We start from the raw sequence: 15,610 nt of genomic DNA, 5'->3' as shown, positions 1-15,610 counted from the left end.
ATACCGCGAGGGCGGGAGGCCTTCCTCGATCGCGAGAACGGTTCCGCTGGGCCCTGGGCATACACGCACCACCTCTGCCTCGACATCCGGTCGCCTGATGAGATCCCGCCGCACGGGCGTACGGCAACCGAATTTATTCAGCACGCCGGGCATCGGAAGGCCGCAAACGGCGTCAGGCGACCGAACCAATCCGCCCCACCGAGGCCTGCAGGCCATCATGGTGGATCGGGGTGTGCGCTCCCGTCAGGGAGACTCCGCTGCCGCCGCGCCGGTTCGCCACTATCTCCGCACCGATCGACAGCGCCGTCTCCTCCGGCGTACGCGCGCCGAGGTCCAGGCCGATCGGCGAGCGCAGTCGGGCCAGTTCGAGTTCGGTCACGCCGACCTCACGCAACCGCTTGTTGCGGTCCTCATGCGTACGCCGGGAACCCATCGCGCCGATATAGGCGACGGGAAGTCTCAGGGCCAGTTCGAGCAGCGGGACGTCGAACTTGGCGTCGTGGGTGAGGACGCAGAGGACGGTGCGGCCGTCCACCTCCGTCGACTCCAGATAGCGGTGCGGCCAGTCGACGACGATCTCGTCCGCCTCCGGGAAGCGGGTCCTCGTCGCGAAGACGGGACGGGCGTCGCAGACCGTGACGTGGTAGCCGAGGAACGTGCCGACCCGGACCAGTGCCGAAGCGAAGTCGATCGCGCCGAAGACGATCATGCGGGGGGCCGGGACGCTCGATTCGACCAGGAGCGTCAACGGCTGTCCGCAGCGGCTGCCGTCCTCGCCGATGACGACCGTGCCGGTGCGGCCGGCGTCCAGCAGCGCGCGGGCCTCGGCCGCAGCCGTGCGGTCCAGCTCGGGGTGACCGCCGAGGACCCCGTCGTACGAACCGTCCGGCCGGACCAGCAGCGCACGGCCCCTGACCTCCGCCGGTCCGTCGGTGATCCGCGCGACCGCCGCCGCCTCCCCTCCGGCGGCGGCGGACAGCGCGGCCGCGAACACCTCCCTCGCGGGAGAGTCCGTGTGTACCGGCGTGACGAGGATGTCGATGATTCCGCCGCAGGTCAGTCCCACGGCGAAGGCGTCGTCGTCGCTGTAGCCGAACTGCTCGAGGACGGTGAGACCGTCCTCGAGCGACTGCCGGCACAGCTCGTACACCGCCCCTTCCACACACCCTCCGGAGACCGACCCGATCGCCGTGCCCTCGCTGTCCACCGCGAGAGCGGCGCCCGGCTGCCGGGGCGCGCTGCCGCCGACCGCCACCACGGTGGCGACAGCGAATTCGCGGCCCTGCTCGACCCACCGGTTCAGCTCTTCGGCGATGTCCAGCACGTCGGTCTCCTCAAGGTGTGTGTAGGGGCGACGGGGAGTTACTTGACTCCCAGCCAGCCCTCGATCGGGTGAAGGGCGAAGTAGGCCAGGAAGACGACGGACAGCACCCACATCAGCCAGCCGACGTCGCGCGCCTTGCCCTGCACGGCCTTGATCAGGACGTGGGCGATGACGCCGGCCGCGATGCCCGCGGTGATCGAGTACGTGAAGGGCATCAGCACGGTGGTCAGGAACACCGGGATCGCGGTGGCCTGGTCGTTCCAGTCGATGTGCTTGGCATTTGTCATCATCATCGATCCGATGACGACGAGCGCGGCGGCGGCCACCTGGGTGGGGATGACCTGGGCGAGTGGAGTGAAGAACAGGCAGAGTGTGAACGCGAGGCCGGTGATCACGCTGGCGAAGCCGGTGCGCGCACCGTCACCGACGCCCGCCGTGGACTCCACGAACACCGTCTGGCCGGAGGCGCCGGCGAGGCCGCCGAACGCGCCGCCCGCACCATCGATGGCCAGGGCCTTGTTGAGGCCCGGCATCTTGCCCTTGTCGTCGGCGAGGTCGGCCTGCTGGCCGATGCCGATGATGGTGCCCATGGCGTCGAAGAAGCCGGCCAGCACCAGGGTGAAGACGATGACGCCGACGGTGATGCCACCGACGCCACCCATGCCGCTGAAAGAGACACTGCCGAAGAGACCGAAGTCCGGCGTGCTCACGATGGAGCCGGTGATCTCGGGTGCGTTCAGTCCGCCCCAGGCCTTCTTGTCGAGGCCCGCGAACTGGTGGACCACCGCGGCGAAGACCGTACCGCCGACGATGCCGATGAGGATCGCGCCGGGGACCTTGCGGACCTGCAGCATGAAGATCAGCAGGACGGTGACGGCGAAGCAGAGCACCGGCCAGCCGGTGAGCATGTCGCTCGTGCCGAGCTGGATCGGCTTGGCTCCGGCGATACCGCCGTCTCCGGGCATGGAGGTGACGAAACCCGCCTGGACCAGGCCGATGAGGCAGACGAAGAGGCCGATCCCCATGGTGATCGCGTGCTTCAGTGCCAGGGGGATGGCGTTCATGATCAGTTCGCGCAGGCCGGTGACGACGAGCAGGACGATCACGGCGCCGTAGATGACGCACATGCCCATCGCGTTTTCCCAGGTCATCTCCGGGGCGACCTGGAAGGCCATGACGGCGGAGACGCTGAGTCCCGCCGCGAGGGCCAGCGGCACATTGCCGATGAAGCCCATCACGATGGTGGTGGCCGCGGCGGCGAAGACGGTCGCGGTGGTGAGCTGATCACCGTCGAGCCTGTGACCGGCCGCATCCGGAACCGAGAGAATCACCGGGTTGAGAAGGATGATGTACGCCATCGCCATGAAGGTGGTGATGCCGCCACGCACCTCCCGACCGACGGTCGATCCTCGCTGGGTTATGTGGAAGTACCGGTCGAGCCAAGACCTTCCGGCGGGCTGGCGCGTACCCGCGCCGGCGTCCTCCGCCGTCGTCTTGGTCTCAAGGGACTGCTGGGTCATGGTGCCTACTCCCAAGGTTCACAGGGGCACCCGCATGGGGACTGAAATCGCGGGATTTGGGATGGTGCGCTGGCTGCACGACCCGGGGGACGGCCCGAGGCGAACTGGATGGTGCCGGGTGCTGCTGGTGGTGCTGGGTTTCAAGGACCGCGAGCGGTGCGGTACTTGAGTTCTCCGGGCGGCGCGACAGGCGGGCGGGAAGTGTGACGTTCCTCGGAAGCACGGCGCACCGCCCGGAGAAGGCGGGGATCAGGTACCGGTGAGGTGCTCGGGGCGTACCGGTGTCCTGTTGAGCTCCAGCCCCGTCGCGTTCCGGATCGCCGCGAGGACGGCCGGGGTCGACGAAAGGGTCGGGGCCTCGCCGATGCCGCGCAGTCCGTACGGCGCGTGGTCATCGGCCAGCTCGAGTACGTCGACGGGGATGGTCGGCGTGTCGAGGATGGTGGGGATCAGATAGTCCGTGAAGGAGGGGTTGCGCACCTTCGCGGTCTTCGGGTCGACGATGATTTCCTCCATGACCGCGACGCCCAGGCCCTGGGTGGTGCCACCCTGGATCTGGCCGACGACGGACAGCGGGTTGAGCGCCTTGCCGACGTCCTGGGCGACCGCGAGCTCGACGACCTTGACCAGGCCGAGCTCGGTGTCCACCTCGACGACCGCGCGGTGCGCGGCGAACGAGTACTGGACGTGGCCGTTGCCCTGACCCGTATGCAGGTCGAAGGCCTCGGTGGGGCGGTGGCGCCACTCGAGCTCCAGGTCGACCGACTCACCCTCGAGTACGTCCACCAGGTCGGCGAGGACTTCGCCGCCGTCGGTGACGACCTTGCCGCCTTCGAGCAGCAGCTCGGCGGTGGCCCACGCGGGGTGGTACGAGCCGAACTTGCGGCGGCCGATCTCCAGGACCTTCTCGCGGACGTTCTCGCAGGTGTGCTTGACCGCGCCGCCCGTGACGTACGTCTGACGGGAGGCGGAGGTGGAGCCGGCCGAGCCGACCTGGGTGTCGGCCGGGTGGATCGTCACCTGCGAGACACCGAGCTCGGTGCGGGCGATCTGAGCGTGGACGGTGACACCGCCCTGGCCGACCTCCGCCATCGCGGTGTGCACGGTCGCGACCGGCTCACCGCCCACGACCTCCATACGCACCCGCGCGGTGGAGTAGTCGTCGAAGCCCTCGGAGAAGCCGACATTCTTGATGCCGACCGCGTAGCCGACACCGCGGACGACGCCCTCGCCGTGCGTGGTGTTGGACAGACCGCCCGGCAGGGCGCGGACGTCCGCCTCCTCACCGGCCGTGAGCCACTGCTGCTCGGGCGGCAGCGGCCTGGCCTTGACACGGCGCAGCAGCTCGGCGACCGGGGCCGGGGAGTCGACCGGCTGCCCGGTCGGCATGATCGTGCCCTGCTCCATGGCGTTGAGCTGGCGGAACTCCACCGGGTCGATGCCCAGCTTCGCCGCGAGCTTGTCCATCTGGGCCTCGTAGGCGAAGCACGCCTGGACCGCGCCGAAGCCGCGCATGGCGCCGCAGGGCGGGTTGTTCGAGTAGAGCGCGATCGCCTCGATGTCGACGTCGTCGACGACGTAGGGGCCGACGCTGAGCGAGGACGCGTTGCCGACGACCGCCGGGGATGCGGAGGCGTACGCGCCGCCGTCCAGGACGATCCTGCACTTCATGTGCGTGAGCTTGCCGTCCTTGGTGGCGCCGTGCTCGTAGTAGAGCTTCGCCGGGTGCCGGTGGACGTGCCCGAAGAAGGACTCGAACCGGTTGTAGACGATCTTGACCGGCTTGCCGGTGCGCAGCGCCAGGAGGCAGGCGTGGATCTGCATCGACAGGTCCTCACGGCCGCCGAAGGCACCGCCGACGCCGGAGAGCGTCATCCGGATCTTCTCCTCGGGCAGGCCGAGGACGGGGGCGATCTGACGGAGGTCCGAGTGCAGCCACTGGGTGGCGACGTACAGCTCGACGCCGCCGTCCTCGGAGGGGACCGCGAGGCCGGACTCCGGGCCGAGGAAGGCCTGGTCCTGCATGCCGAAGGTGTACTCGCCCCTGACGATGACGTCGGCGCGCTCGGCGGCCTCGTCGGCGTTGCCGCGGACGATCGGCTGCCGGTGCACGATGTTCGGGTGCGGGACATGACCGATGTGGTGGTCGTCGCGGCCCTCGTGGACCAGGATCGCGTCGGGAGCGGTCGCGGACGCCTCGTCCGTGATGACCGGCAGCTCGACGTACTCGATCTTGATCTTGGCGGCGGCGCGGCGCGCGGTCTCCGGGTGGTCGGCGGCGACCAGGGCCACGGGCTCGCCGTGGTGGCGGACCTTGCCGTGGGCGAGGACCGGGGTGTCCTGGATCTCCAGGCCGTAGTTCTTCACCTCGGTGGGCAGGTCGTCGTAGGTCAGTACGGCGTAGACGCCGGACGTCGCCAGCGCCTCGGAGACGTCGATCGACTTGATCTCGGCGTGCGCGACGGTGGAGCGCAGCGTGTGGCCCCAGAGCATGTCCTCGTGCCACATGTCCGAGGAGTACGCGAACTCACCGGTGACCTTGAGGGTGCCGTCGGGACGCAGCGTCGACTCGCCGATGCCGCCCTTGGTCCGGGAGCCCTGGGAGATGTTGGTGGGAGTACCGATGGTGGCCATGGCTATCGGACCGCCTCTTCCTGGCGGGCGGCCGCGAGGCGGACCGCGTCGAGGATCTTCTCGTAACCGGTGCAGCGGCAGAGGTTGCCGGAGAGCGCCTCGCGGATGTCCGCGTCGGACGGCTCGGCGTTGCGCTCGAGCAGCTCGTCGGCGGCGACCAGCAGACCGGGCGTGCAGAAACCGCACTGCACGGCGCCGGCGTCGATGAACGCCTGCTGGATCGGGGAGAGCTCGGAGCCCTCGCCGGTCTGCGAGTCGGAAGGCTTGGCTTCCCACTGCTTGGCCTGGTCCAGGGGGGTGCCGCAGGCGGCCGTGGCGCAGCCGCCGTGCTCGGCACGCTGCTGGGCGAAGTCCGCCAGGCCCTCCACGGTGACGACCTCGCGGCCCTCGACCTGACCTGCGGCAACGAGGCAGGAGCAGACCGGGACGCCGTCGAGCCGGACCGTGCAGGAGCCGCACTCGCCCTGCTCGCACGCGTTCTTGGAGCCCGGCAGGCCCATGCGCTCACGCAGCACGTAGAGAAGGCTCTCGCCCTCCCACACGTCGTCCGCTTCCTGCTGACGACCGTTGACCGTGAAGTTCACGCGCATTGTGCGCCTCCCTTTGTGCCGTGGGCGTTGCCCCGGTATGCCTCCCAGGTCCAGCCGAGGGTCCGGCGGGCCATGATGCCAACCGCGTGACGGCGGTAGCTCGCGGTGCCCCGCACGTCGTCGATCGGGTTGCAGCCGCCGGAGGCGAGCTCCGCGAACTGCTTGGCGATCGACGGGGTGATGATCTTCCTGCTGTCCCAGAAGCCGCCCTCTTCCAGCGCGGCGTTCAGGAATTCCTCGGCCGCCTTCGCCCGGACCGGGGTCGGGGCGGCGGAGCCGATGCCGGTGCGCACCGTGCGGGTCTGAGGGTGCAGGGCCAGACCGAAGGCGCAGACCGCGATCACCATCGCGTTGCGGGTGCCCACCTTCGAGTACTGCTGCGGTCCGTCGGCCTTCTCGATGTGGACGGCCCGGATCAGCTCGTCCGCCGCCAGCGCGTTGCGCTTGACGCCGGTGTAGAACTCGTCGATCGGGATGCGGCGGCTGCCGCGTACCGACTCGACCTCGACCTCGGCGCCCGCGGCGAGCAGCGCCGGGTGGGCGTCGCCGGCCGGGGACGCGGTGCCGAGGTTGCCGCCGACGCCGCCGCGGTTGCGGATCTGGGGCGATGCGACCGTGTGCGACGCCAGTGCCAGTCCGGGCAGTTCGGCCCGGAGGTTCTCCATGATCTGGGTGTACGGAACGGAGGCGCCCAGTCGGACGGTGTCCTCGCCGACCTCCCACTCGCACAGCTCGCCGATGCGGTTCAGGTCCAGGAGGTACTCCGGCCGGCGGTGGTCGAAGTTGATCTCGACCATCACATCGGTGCCGCCCGCAATGGGTACAGCGGTGGGGTGCTCGGCCTTGGCGGCGAGCGCCTCCTCCCAGCTGGCGGGGCGAAGGAAGTCCATGAGTGGCTCTCTTCTTCTCAATCGTGGGCGTTCGTCGCAGCGGGCCCGGGACGGTTGGCCCTCGACTGTCTGTTCCTGCGCTTATTCATGTGCTGTTAACGCGCTGTGGCCCCAGTACACAAGCCGGGCTGCGCCTGGTGCAGTCACCGAAACCATGAAGGAGTTGGCTGGTCGCCTGTCCCGTCTTGTAGATTCGAACGAAAGGCGGGGCTCAGTAACCTCACTGTTTTCCCCTGGAAACGGTGGTCACGGCCACCGGCAACAACGAGACAGATCGGTGGCGACGAGATGCGGCTGCGCGCACTGCTGGAAACCGACGCGCTGGGGCTGCGGCTGCTCGGCGGCGAGGACGAACTGGACCGCGGCGTACGCGGTGTGATGACCACCGACCTGCGGGATCCGAGCCGCTATCTCTCGGGCGGCGAACTGGTGCTGACGGGCCTCGCCTGGCGGCGCACGGCCGCGGACTCCGAGCCGTTCGTCCGGATCCTGGCGGGCGCCGGGGTGGCCGGTCTGGCGGCCGGCGAGGCGGAGCTGGGAAACATCCCGGGTGATCTCGTCGAGGCGTGTTCGCGCCATCGACTGCCACTCTTTGCAGTCAATGAATCCGTTGCATTCGCGACGATCACTGAGCATGTGGTGCGCCAGGTCTCCGGCGAGCGGGCCGGGGACCTCGCCGCAGTCGTGGACAGGCACAGGCGGCTGATGACCTCCGGCCCGGCGGGCGGCGGACCCGAGGTGGTCCTGGACCTCCTCGGCTCCGACCTGGACCTTCGCGCCTGGGTGCTCTCCCCCACCGGTCGCCAGATCGCGGGCGCGGGCGACCCGCTGCCCGGCGACGTGAGCGCCACGCTCGCCGGTGAGCACCTGGCGGCCTCCCGCACCGGCCGCCGGGGGCCGCATCGGGCGACGGTCCGCGGGCTGACGTACTCCCTCTTCCCGATCCGTAACACGGGCCGCGGCGCCACCCCCGCCTCCAGGGACGTCCGCGAGACGGTCCTGTCGGACTGGCTGCTGGCGGTCGAGGCGGACGCGAGCGACTGGCCGGCCGCGCGGCTGGATCTGCTGCAGGGCGTGACCCAGCTGATCGCCGTCGAGCGCGACCGGCGCGAGGCGGCCCGTACGGTACGCCGACGGCTCGCCCAGGAGGTCCTGGAACTGGTCCAGACGGGCGCGGCACCGGCCGAGATCGCGGCACGTCTGCGGGTGGCCGCGCCGGTGCTGCTGCCGGGGCTCGGGACGGCGCCGCACTGGCAGGTGGTGGTGGCGCGGGTGGACTGGGGGGACGCGACGACGACGGCGGGTGCGAGTGCTTCCGCTGCTTCGGCTACGGCCATCGAAGCCGGCCCGGTCGCCCAGTCGCTGCTGGAGGAGATCCTGGTCGACCCGGCGGCGGCCGGGCCGGACTCCGCGGACCGGATCGCGGTCGCCCACACCGGCGACGAGGCGATCGCGCTGGTCCCGCTGCCCGCGACGGCCCTCGCCCCGGACGCCCCCGACGCCGACTCCTTCGAGGCCGGGCTGCACGCCGACGCGCTGCTGCTGTCCGTACGCGACCCGCTCTCGGCGGGTCTCGCCGACGACGGCCGGCTCACCCTGGGCGTCAGTGCGGCAGTGAGCTCGGCAGAGGGTCTGCGGGGCGCGCTGGAGGAGGCACGACACGCCCGCCGGGTGGCGGCGGCGCGCCCGGGCAGGGTCTGCGCGGCGGGTCACCACGAGCTGGCCTCGCACGTACTGCTGCTGCCGTTCGTCCCGGACGATGTGCGCCGCGCGTTCACGGCCAGGCTGCTGGACCCGCTCCGCGACTACGACCGGCGCCACCGCGCGGAGCTGATCCCGACGCTGGAGGCGTTCCTGGACTGCGACGGGTCGTGGACGCGATGCGCGACGCGGCTGCATCTGCATGTGAACACACTGCGCTACCGGGTGGGCAGGATCGAGCAACTGACGAGCCGTGACCTGTCGCGCCTCGAGGACAAGCTGGACTTCTTCCTGGCGCTGAGGATGAGCTGAAGCCCCCCGGGCCCCCGGAGGGGCGGGAAAATCCGGCCTCGCCGGCGATTGAGGCGCGGGGGTCCGGGGCGGAGCCCCGGTTCGTGAACGGGCGCCCCACTGACCACCCGCGCGCCCCATCACCCGCCGCGCGATTGTGAATTCATTCACCTGACCCCTTGGCCAGGCATGCCTATCCATGCTGAGATGCGACTGACTCAACAGCTCAATGGCGTGCTCGGGGAGGGCAATGTGGCGCATACCGCCATGTCTGGTTCCGGAACCACTGCAGGTGACGATCCCCTCCAGACCGCGGTATGGCGGCTGCGCTCGCGCGGCTGTTGGACCGATGCGGCAGCCCTGCTCGAAGCCCACACAGCGAATCCCGCCGCAGCACTCGAGCGGGCCGGACTGCTCGTCGAGCGCTGTCTGTTCACCGCCGACGGCTGGGCGGATGCCGAGGACGCGCTGCGTACGGCGGAGGCCGTGGCCCGGGACGACGACGAACGCGGCGGCGCGGCGTGCGAGCGCGGGAGGCTCGCGTACGCGTCGACCCGCCTCGGCGTACGCGACCGGGCCGACGAGGCCCGCTCCGCACTCGGCAGGGCCGCGGCGCTGCTCGCCCCCACCTCGCCCAGACGCCCGCTGCTCGACTTCCGCCGCGGGCTGGTCGCCGAGCACATCGCCGACTCGCCGCAGGCGGCCCGCGCCGCGTACCAGCGGGCGCACGCCGGAGCCATCGCGCAGGATGACACGCTGCTGCTCTCCTTCACGTGGCATCATCTGGCCGGACTCGCTCTGCGGGACGGCGAGTTGGCGGAGGCTCGGCACGGCTTCTCCGAGTCGCTGCGGATCCGCGAGGAGCTCGGCTACCTGATCGGCACGGCCCCGTCGCTGGCAGCGCTGGCCGAGTGCGAACCGGAAGCGGAGGCAAGCCGTTTGCGGGCGGAGGCGGGCCGGCTGTTCCGCCTGCTGGGCGGCGTACCGGTCTGGCTGGCGGCTCAACTGACCCCGGCGACCTCCACCGTGCCGCTCGAGACCTCACCGGCCCAGCTGCCCGAGCCTGCGGCATGATCGGGCCCGGGGCACGGTAGGGCCTGCGGCATGATCGGGGCGCATGAGCGCTCAGCATGACTTCCTCGACCGCCACTTCGGCCTGCGAGACCGTACGGCGCTGATCACCGGCGGCAGTTCCGGCATCGGCCGCGCCATCGCGGAGGCACTCGCATCGGCGGGCGCGCGGGTGGTGGTGCTGGCGCGGCGCGAGGTTCCGCTGCGTACGGCCGTCGAGGAACTCCGCGCGGCGGGCCACCAGGCCGACTGGGTGGCCGCCGACCTCGGCGACCGGGACGCCCTGCGGGCCGCGGCCGAGCGGGCGGTCGGTGTCGTCGGCGAGCCGGACATCCTGGTCACGGCCGCCGGCGTCAACCACCGTCCACCGCTGGACGATCTGACCGAGGCGCAGTGGGACACGACGATGTCCGTGAACCTGGACGCGCCGTTCCTGCTCGGGCAGCGCTTCGGCCCGTCGATGGCGGGCCGCGGCTGGGGCCGGATCATCCACCTCGCCTCGCAGCAGTCGGTTCGGGCCTTCGGCGCCAGTGGCGCGTACGGGGTGTCGAAGGCAGCGGTCTCCGCCCTGGCCCGCTCCCAGGCGGAGGCGTGGTCGCGGCACGGCGTCTGCGTCAATGCCCTCGCGCCCGGCTTCGTCCGTACGCCACTGACCCGTGCGGTGTTCGACGATCCGGTCCGTACGGAGGCGATGGCGGCGCGCACGATGGCGGGCCGCAACGGCGAGGCAGCTGATCTGACGGGCGCGGCGGTCTTCCTGGCGAGCGACGCCGCACGCTATATGGCGGGCCAGACCTTGTTCGTGGACGGCGGCTTCTCCGTCACCTAGCGTGGACCTCCCCGCAAAGGGAGGGTTCAGTGAAGGCACGTCGCCCGGACCACCACGTTCCGGATCCCCGATCGCCCTGGGACGAGATCACGACCGGCCTCTGGATGGGTGGCCATGTCTGGGAGGACGACAGGAACCGGCGCCTCAATGCTGTTGTGGAACGCGAATTCGACCTGGTGATCAGCCTGTTCACCCGCGTCGGCCACGGTCCGCCGGACGGGGTCGAACACCATGTCGCCCCGATCCCGGACGACTGGCTGACCTCCGAGCAGATCGACCGGGTCCGCGGGCTGGCCGTGCTGGCCGCCGATGCGGTACGCGCCGGGCGCACCGTGCTCGTGCGCTGCTACTCCGGCTACAACAGATCGGGCCTGGTGGTGGCCCAGACGCTGATCGAGCTCGGCCACGACGGCGCGGGGGCGATCGACCTGATCCGGCGCCGACGCTCCTCGTACGCCCTGCACAACCTCGCCTTCGAGCGATACCTCATGACCGGGCTGGACATCGCCTCACTGCTGACCGGCCTGGAGTCGCCGCCCTGAGCCCCCGGCTCACACCAGCCAGGACAGCGTCCTCTCCGGATTCATGACGAGCAGCAGGACGACGACGGTCACGACCACCCAGAAGACTCCCCAGGCCCGCCGCCTGCGCGCCTGCCGCTGCCGGGACGGCCAAGCCCGCCACGCCTCGGGCTCCGCGCGCACCGCTGCCTTCCTCCCCCACCCGCGCGGACGGCGCTGCCGCCGGGCGGCCGCCTCGTCCTCGAGCCGCAGCCGCTCGGTCACCATCCGCGCCCGCGCGGAGGGCTCCTTCGGCGCGGCGAGGCGTGCGGGCCCTTCGCTCTCGCGCTGGAACTCCTCCCACGCCTCGTCGGGTATGGATGGCTCCGGCAGCTCCGCGGACATGAATGTCCCCCCGTTTGTTCGGACTTCGTCAACGGCGGCACAGAATAATGCAGCAGACCGACATCCGCGCGCACGGTCGTACCGACGTGCCCCTGGGGAATTGCCCGGAGCCGGACTCAGGAGACGGTGCCGGCCATCGCTCCGCCCCCGGTGGCGACGCCACCGCTCGGCTTGGGTGCGGAGAAGGGAGGCGTGTCCTGCAGGCACGTTGTTCCGACCGGGGGGAGGGTGCCATCGATGAGGTAGCGGCTCTCGTAATTCCTGACGCAGCTGCTGGGGTTGAGCAGCGCGGTGTGCCCGTATCCGTTGTGGGTGAGCAGGCGGGCGTTGGCCAGTTCCCTGGCCATGGCCTGGGTGCCCGAGAAGGGGGTGGCGGGGTCGTAGGTGGTGCCGACCAGCAGGACGGGGTGCGCCGTCGGCTTGTTCCACGGGCCGCGATAGCTGTTGGCCACGGTGGCCGGCCAGTCGGCACACCCCTCGGCGGCCCAGGCCCAGAAGCGTCCGGCGTCGCCCGCACGGGTCGCGCCGGCCTCCTCCATGGCGTGGTAGGCAGCGGGGTCACGCGGATTGGGGCTGTCGCTGCAGAACACCGCACCGGCCTGTTCATCGCCCAGGTACGGATTCGGATTCGGGACCGGTGGTGGGGGCGGGAGAGGGGACGGCTCCGGAACGCGGCCCTGCCACAGGTTCTGCAGCCTGCCGGCGAGGCCCGTCCACCCGGGGTGGACAATGTAGAGGCTGTTCACGACGTCACCGACCGTACGGCCATAGGTCCATGCACCCAGGGGATGCCCCCTCAGCCGCCGCATCAGCTGGTCGAACTTGTCCCGGGTCGCTTTGGGGCTGCCGGCGGAGAAGGCGCAGCGGGCGGTGGTGGCGGACCCGCAGAGGGCGAGGAACTTGTCGAGGACTGCTGCCGCGCCGCGGTCCGCGCCCATGCGCAGGAATGTCGTGAGCCGGGGGTCGTCGTCGGAGGCGTGGGTCCAGGCCTGCGGGTCGACGTTGCTGTCAAGAACCATAGCGCGGACCTTGCCGGGGAAGAGGTTGGCGTAGGTGGCGCCCAGGAACGTGCCGTAGGAGATCCCGAGGTAGGTGAGTTGTGGGTCGCCCACCGCCCGGCGGAGCTGGTCGAGGTCGCGAGCGGTGTCGGCGGTCGCCACATGGCGCAGGAGCTCGGGGTCACGCTGCTGACAGCGCCGGGCCAGATCCTTGTACGCGGCGATCCAGGTCTTCCGCTGCTGTTCGCCCACCGGGAAGCCGGCCGGTTTGCTCGCATTCCACGCGTCGGCTTCCTTGCGGCTGTCGAAGCAGTTCACCGCGGTGCTGCTGCCGATCCCGCGGGGGTCCCAGCTGACGATGTCGAACCGCTCCCGCACCTCGCGCGGGAAGAACTCGTAATTCTGTGGCATCTGCACCGTTCCGGGCCCGCCGGGTCCGCCGGGGTTGAAGAACAGAGTGCCGATGCGCCGTCCGGGGCCGGTTGCCTTCCGTTTGACGACTGCCAGCTCGATGGTGCGACGACCGGGGTCGCGGTAGTCCAGCGGCACCTTCGCGGTCGCGCAGTCGAACGGACTGCCCTGGACGCAGGGTCTCCAGTCCAGCTTCGGGGCGGGCACCGAAGGTATCGGCGCGCCGCCGGCCGCGGCGAGGTCCGGCCCGGTGAATACCGTCGAGCAGATCACCGCCGCGGCGGTGGCCGCGGCACAACGCCGGCGGCCCGCTGTGCATCTGGGTATGCGCATACTCTGTTCCTCCGCCTTCACGGCTGAGCGCCCGATGACACCAACGCCCTGGACGTCGGCACGCATCCGCATCAACAGCACCGCGGCCCGACGGGGCGCACAAGCCAACCGCGGCCGAATGCGCCGAGCTGCTCGAGGGCGCGTACATCGTCGGCCGAGACCAGCGTCGGGTGGATGCCGTCAGCCGTCCGCGCCGGTGAAGTGCTCCCGCACCAGCGACTGCACCACCGCCAGGTCCTGCGCCACCAGGGCCTCCAGCAGCGCCATGTGTTCCGCCGCGTCCGCCACCAGGTCAGCCCTGCGGGTGACCGGTGCGCTCGCCAGCGGCCACTGGGAGCGGCGGTGGAGGTCGTCCGCCACCATCACCAGTTGCTGGTTTCCGGACAGGGTGAGTACCGCGCGGTGGAAGGCGCGGTCCGTCTCCGCGTACGCCGCGCGGTCGCCCGTCGCCGCCGCCGCTGCCGTCGCGTCGGCCAGCGGGCGCAGCGCCGCCCAGCGGGTGGCGGGGACCGTGCGGGCCAGGCGGAGCATGACCGGGACCTCGAGCATGGCGCGGACCTCGGCGAGCTCGGCCAGCTCGCGGGCGCTGCGTACCGCGACGCGGAAGCCGCGGTTGGGGACCACCTCGACCGCGCCCTCGATCGCCAGCTGCTGCATCGCCTCGCGTACCGGGGTCGCCGAGACGCCGAAGCGCTCGCCGAGGACCGGGGCCGAGTAGACCTCGCCCGGGATCAGCTCGCCGTCGACGAGGGCGGTGCGCAGGGCTTCGAGGATCTGGCCGCGGACCGAATGGCGCTGAACCGTGCGGGGCGCGGGCGGCTCGCTGTGGGTGTGCTCGCCCCGGGCCTGTTCCGGGATGAGGGGACGCGCGGGCTGCCCGCCACCTGCCTGTTCGGGGACGTGCGCGGACGCGTACGGCTGCGGCGTCGCGGCATCGCGCGCTCGGGCCTGCTCCACTCGAGTCCTCCTCCGGCCGGGTGCCGGGCCCGGCTGGCAAATCCAGGGCCCGTGAGCACGATAGGCGGACGGGGCCACAGTTCAAACATCGATCGCGTCGGGTAAGGTAAGGCTAACCTGCTAATGATCGCGATACGGTGGTCCCTGCATGACCGTTCCCGCTCTGCTGCCCGCCCTCACCTCACCCGTCGAGGACGCGTATGCCCGCCTGGCCGAGGTCTACCCCGGGCTGCGCGTACGGGAGCTCATGGACGACGAGCAGGCCCCGTCCGGCGCCGGCTGGGTGGGCGCGGACGAGCTCGCGGCCGGTGGGCCCGCGCTCGACGACTTCCTCGCCTGGGACAACGCACAGGTCCTGCGGGACTACGGACAGCAGGCCCGCCCCGATGTGATCGCCGGCTTCGGTCTGCACCGTTACGCCTGGCCGGCCTGTCTGCTGATCACGGTTCCCTGGTTTCTGTACCGCCGGGTGCCGCGGGTGCCCGTCGAGGATGTCGCCTTCCAACGCGTGGCGGGGCAGATGACGGTACGGGTGAGGGAATTCGCCTGCCTGCCGGACGACCCCGCCGCGCAGCTGCCCGGCGCCCGTGCCGTACAGGACGAGGAAGCGCTCCGTGCCGAGGTACGCTCCGCCGTCGCCGAGCACATCGGGCCCGTCCTGGACGGCTTCCGGCCGCGGATGCGGCGCGGCAGGCGTGCGCTGTGGGGCATGGCGACCGACGAGATCGCCGAGGGCCTCTGGTACATCGCGCATCTGCTCGGCGAGGAGCGGCGTGCCGTACTGGAGCTCGAGCGGCTGCTGCCGGGCGCCACCGAGCCGTACGTCGGTACCGCCGGCTTCCGTGAGCTCACCGGGCCGAACGGCGAGCAGCTGCCGACCCGTGACCGGGCCGGCTGCTGCCTCTTCTACACGCTCCGGCCCGAGGACACCTGCGTCACCTGTCCGCGTACGTGCGACGCCGACCGCGTGAGGAAGCTCCAGCCGAGCTTCTGATCTCCCGCACGCCCTGCGTCACGCCATCCGACCGGGTGAGGTAAATCGAACCAACTCCCCTTATCCATACGGTAGTTCGACGAGATCGCACCTATCCGTATGTCGTACAGCCCCATTGGCATTCTCTTGACCCGAAACCCCTTGGGCAGGCCGCGACTTCGG

General features: G+C 70.8%; 13 protein-coding genes. 5 read left to right on the top strand and 8 right to left on the bottom strand.

The genetic code is table 11. The features are described from left to right. Positions 1-172: 172 nt before the first annotated feature. The 5 genes from ACFWDI_RS05515 to ACFWDI_RS05495 form a co-directional block, all read right to left on the bottom strand. The gene (locus ACFWDI_RS05515; protein ID WP_385301474.1) at positions 173-1,324 is read right to left on the bottom strand and encodes an XdhC family protein; all 1,152 of its coding nucleotides are present in this window, start codon (positions 1,322-1,324) and stop codon (positions 173-175) included. A 38-nt stretch (positions 1,325-1,362) separates the two neighbouring features. After that, positions 1,363-2,844 carry an NCS2 family permease gene (locus tag ACFWDI_RS05510; RefSeq protein ID WP_385301473.1) on the bottom strand — a complete coding sequence of 494 codons (1,482 nt, stop codon included), beginning with the start codon at positions 2,842-2,844 and terminating at the stop codon, positions 1,363-1,365. A gap of 249 nt (positions 2,845-3,093) precedes the next feature. Next, on the bottom strand, positions 3,094-5,478 hold the full coding sequence (locus ACFWDI_RS05505) for a xanthine dehydrogenase family protein molybdopterin-binding subunit (RefSeq protein WP_385301472.1): 2,385 nt from the start codon (positions 5,476-5,478) through the stop codon (positions 3,094-3,096). Between the two features lie 2 nt (positions 5,479-5,480). Beyond that, complete coding sequence (locus ACFWDI_RS05500; RefSeq protein ID WP_385301471.1) at positions 5,481-6,068, bottom strand: (2Fe-2S)-binding protein; 588 nt, start codon at positions 6,066-6,068, stop codon at positions 5,481-5,483. After that, positions 6,059-6,958, bottom strand: a complete 900-nt coding sequence (locus tag ACFWDI_RS05495) for a xanthine dehydrogenase family protein subunit M (RefSeq protein WP_327326792.1) — start codon at positions 6,956-6,958, stop codon at positions 6,059-6,061. The genes ACFWDI_RS05500 and ACFWDI_RS05495 overlap by 10 nt, the downstream gene beginning before the upstream one ends. Positions 6,959-7,246: 288 nt before the next feature. Between ACFWDI_RS05495 and ACFWDI_RS05490 the strand changes: the two genes are divergently transcribed. The 4 genes from ACFWDI_RS05490 (at position 7,247) to ACFWDI_RS05475 (ending at position 11,392) form a co-directional block, all read left to right on the top strand. Next, positions 7,247-8,971 (top strand): PucR family transcriptional regulator, encoded by a 1,725-nt coding sequence (locus ACFWDI_RS05490; protein ID WP_385301470.1) that lies wholly within the window; start codon positions 7,247-7,249, stop codon positions 8,969-8,971. A gap of 186 nt (positions 8,972-9,157) precedes the next feature. Next, the gene (locus ACFWDI_RS05485; protein WP_385301469.1) at positions 9,158-10,024 is read left to right on the top strand and encodes a hypothetical protein; all 867 of its coding nucleotides are present in this window, start codon (positions 9,158-9,160) and stop codon (positions 10,022-10,024) included. Between the two features lie 43 nt (positions 10,025-10,067). Next, on the top strand, positions 10,068-10,850 hold the full coding sequence (locus ACFWDI_RS05480) for an SDR family NAD(P)-dependent oxidoreductase (RefSeq protein WP_385301468.1): 783 nt from the start codon (positions 10,068-10,070) through the stop codon (positions 10,848-10,850). Between the two features lie 29 nt (positions 10,851-10,879). Continuing rightward, positions 10,880-11,392 carry a protein phosphatase gene (locus tag ACFWDI_RS05475; protein ID WP_327326788.1) on the top strand — a complete coding sequence of 171 codons (513 nt, stop codon included), beginning with the start codon at positions 10,880-10,882 and terminating at the stop codon, positions 11,390-11,392. A gap of 9 nt (positions 11,393-11,401) precedes the next feature. Here the strand turns inward: ACFWDI_RS05475 and ACFWDI_RS05470 are convergent, their stop codons facing one another. The 3 genes from ACFWDI_RS05470 to ACFWDI_RS05460 form a co-directional block, all read right to left on the bottom strand. Beyond that, positions 11,402-11,755, bottom strand: a complete 354-nt coding sequence (locus ACFWDI_RS05470) for a hypothetical protein (protein ID WP_385301467.1) — start codon at positions 11,753-11,755, stop codon at positions 11,402-11,404. 116 nt (positions 11,756-11,871) lie between these two features. Next, positions 11,872-13,497 (bottom strand): alpha/beta hydrolase, encoded by a 1,626-nt coding sequence (locus ACFWDI_RS05465; RefSeq protein WP_385301466.1) that lies wholly within the window; start codon positions 13,495-13,497, stop codon positions 11,872-11,874. 180 nt (positions 13,498-13,677) lie between these two features. Continuing rightward, positions 13,678-14,454, bottom strand: a complete 777-nt coding sequence (locus tag ACFWDI_RS05460) for a GntR family transcriptional regulator (RefSeq protein ID WP_385301465.1) — start codon at positions 14,452-14,454, stop codon at positions 13,678-13,680. 148 nt (positions 14,455-14,602) lie between these two features. Here ACFWDI_RS05460 and ACFWDI_RS05455 point away from each other — a divergent pair, with 148 nt between their 5' ends. Continuing rightward, positions 14,603-15,448 carry a (2Fe-2S)-binding protein gene (locus ACFWDI_RS05455; RefSeq protein ID WP_385301464.1) on the top strand — a complete coding sequence of 282 codons (846 nt, stop codon included), beginning with the start codon at positions 14,603-14,605 and terminating at the stop codon, positions 15,446-15,448. Positions 15,449-15,610: the final 162 nt, after the last annotated feature.

It is taken from the genome of Streptomyces sp. NPDC060064 (assembly GCF_042736455.1).
Taxonomy (GTDB): Bacteria; Actinomycetota; Actinomycetes; order Streptomycetales; family Streptomycetaceae; genus Streptomyces.
Note: the sequence above shows the minus strand (reverse complement) of the source record. Positions and strands in the feature narration are given on the sequence as shown.

Bases quoted from the DNA above. Each gene is read 5' to 3' on its own strand.
- ACFWDI_RS05510 (WP_385301473.1), bottom strand. From the start codon at position 2,844: ATGACCCAGCAGTCCCTTGAGACCAAGACGACGGCGGAGGACGCCGGC.
- ACFWDI_RS05505 (WP_385301472.1), bottom strand. From the start codon at position 5,478: ATGGCCACCATCGGTACTCCCACCAACATCTCCCAGGGCTCCCGGACC.
- ACFWDI_RS05500 (WP_385301471.1), bottom strand. From the start codon at position 6,068: ATGCGCGTGAACTTCACGGTCAACGGTCGTCAGCAGGAAGCGGACGAC.
- ACFWDI_RS05495 (WP_327326792.1), bottom strand. From the start codon at position 6,958: ATGGACTTCCTTCGCCCCGCCAGCTGGGAGGAGGCGCTCGCCGCCAAG.
- ACFWDI_RS05490 (WP_385301470.1), top strand. From the start codon at position 7,247: ATGCGGCTGCGCGCACTGCTGGAAACCGACGCGCTGGGGCTGCGGCTG.
- ACFWDI_RS05485 (WP_385301469.1), top strand. From the start codon at position 9,158: ATGCGACTGACTCAACAGCTCAATGGCGTGCTCGGGGAGGGCAATGTG.
- ACFWDI_RS05480 (WP_385301468.1), top strand. From the start codon at position 10,068: ATGAGCGCTCAGCATGACTTCCTCGACCGCCACTTCGGCCTGCGAGAC.
- ACFWDI_RS05470 (WP_385301467.1), bottom strand. From the start codon at position 11,755: ATGTCCGCGGAGCTGCCGGAGCCATCCATACCCGACGAGGCGTGGGAG.
- ACFWDI_RS05465 (WP_385301466.1), bottom strand. From the start codon at position 13,497: ATGCGCATACCCAGATGCACAGCGGGCCGCCGGCGTTGTGCCGCGGCC.
- ACFWDI_RS05455 (WP_385301464.1), top strand. From the start codon at position 14,603: ATGACCGTTCCCGCTCTGCTGCCCGCCCTCACCTCACCCGTCGAGGAC.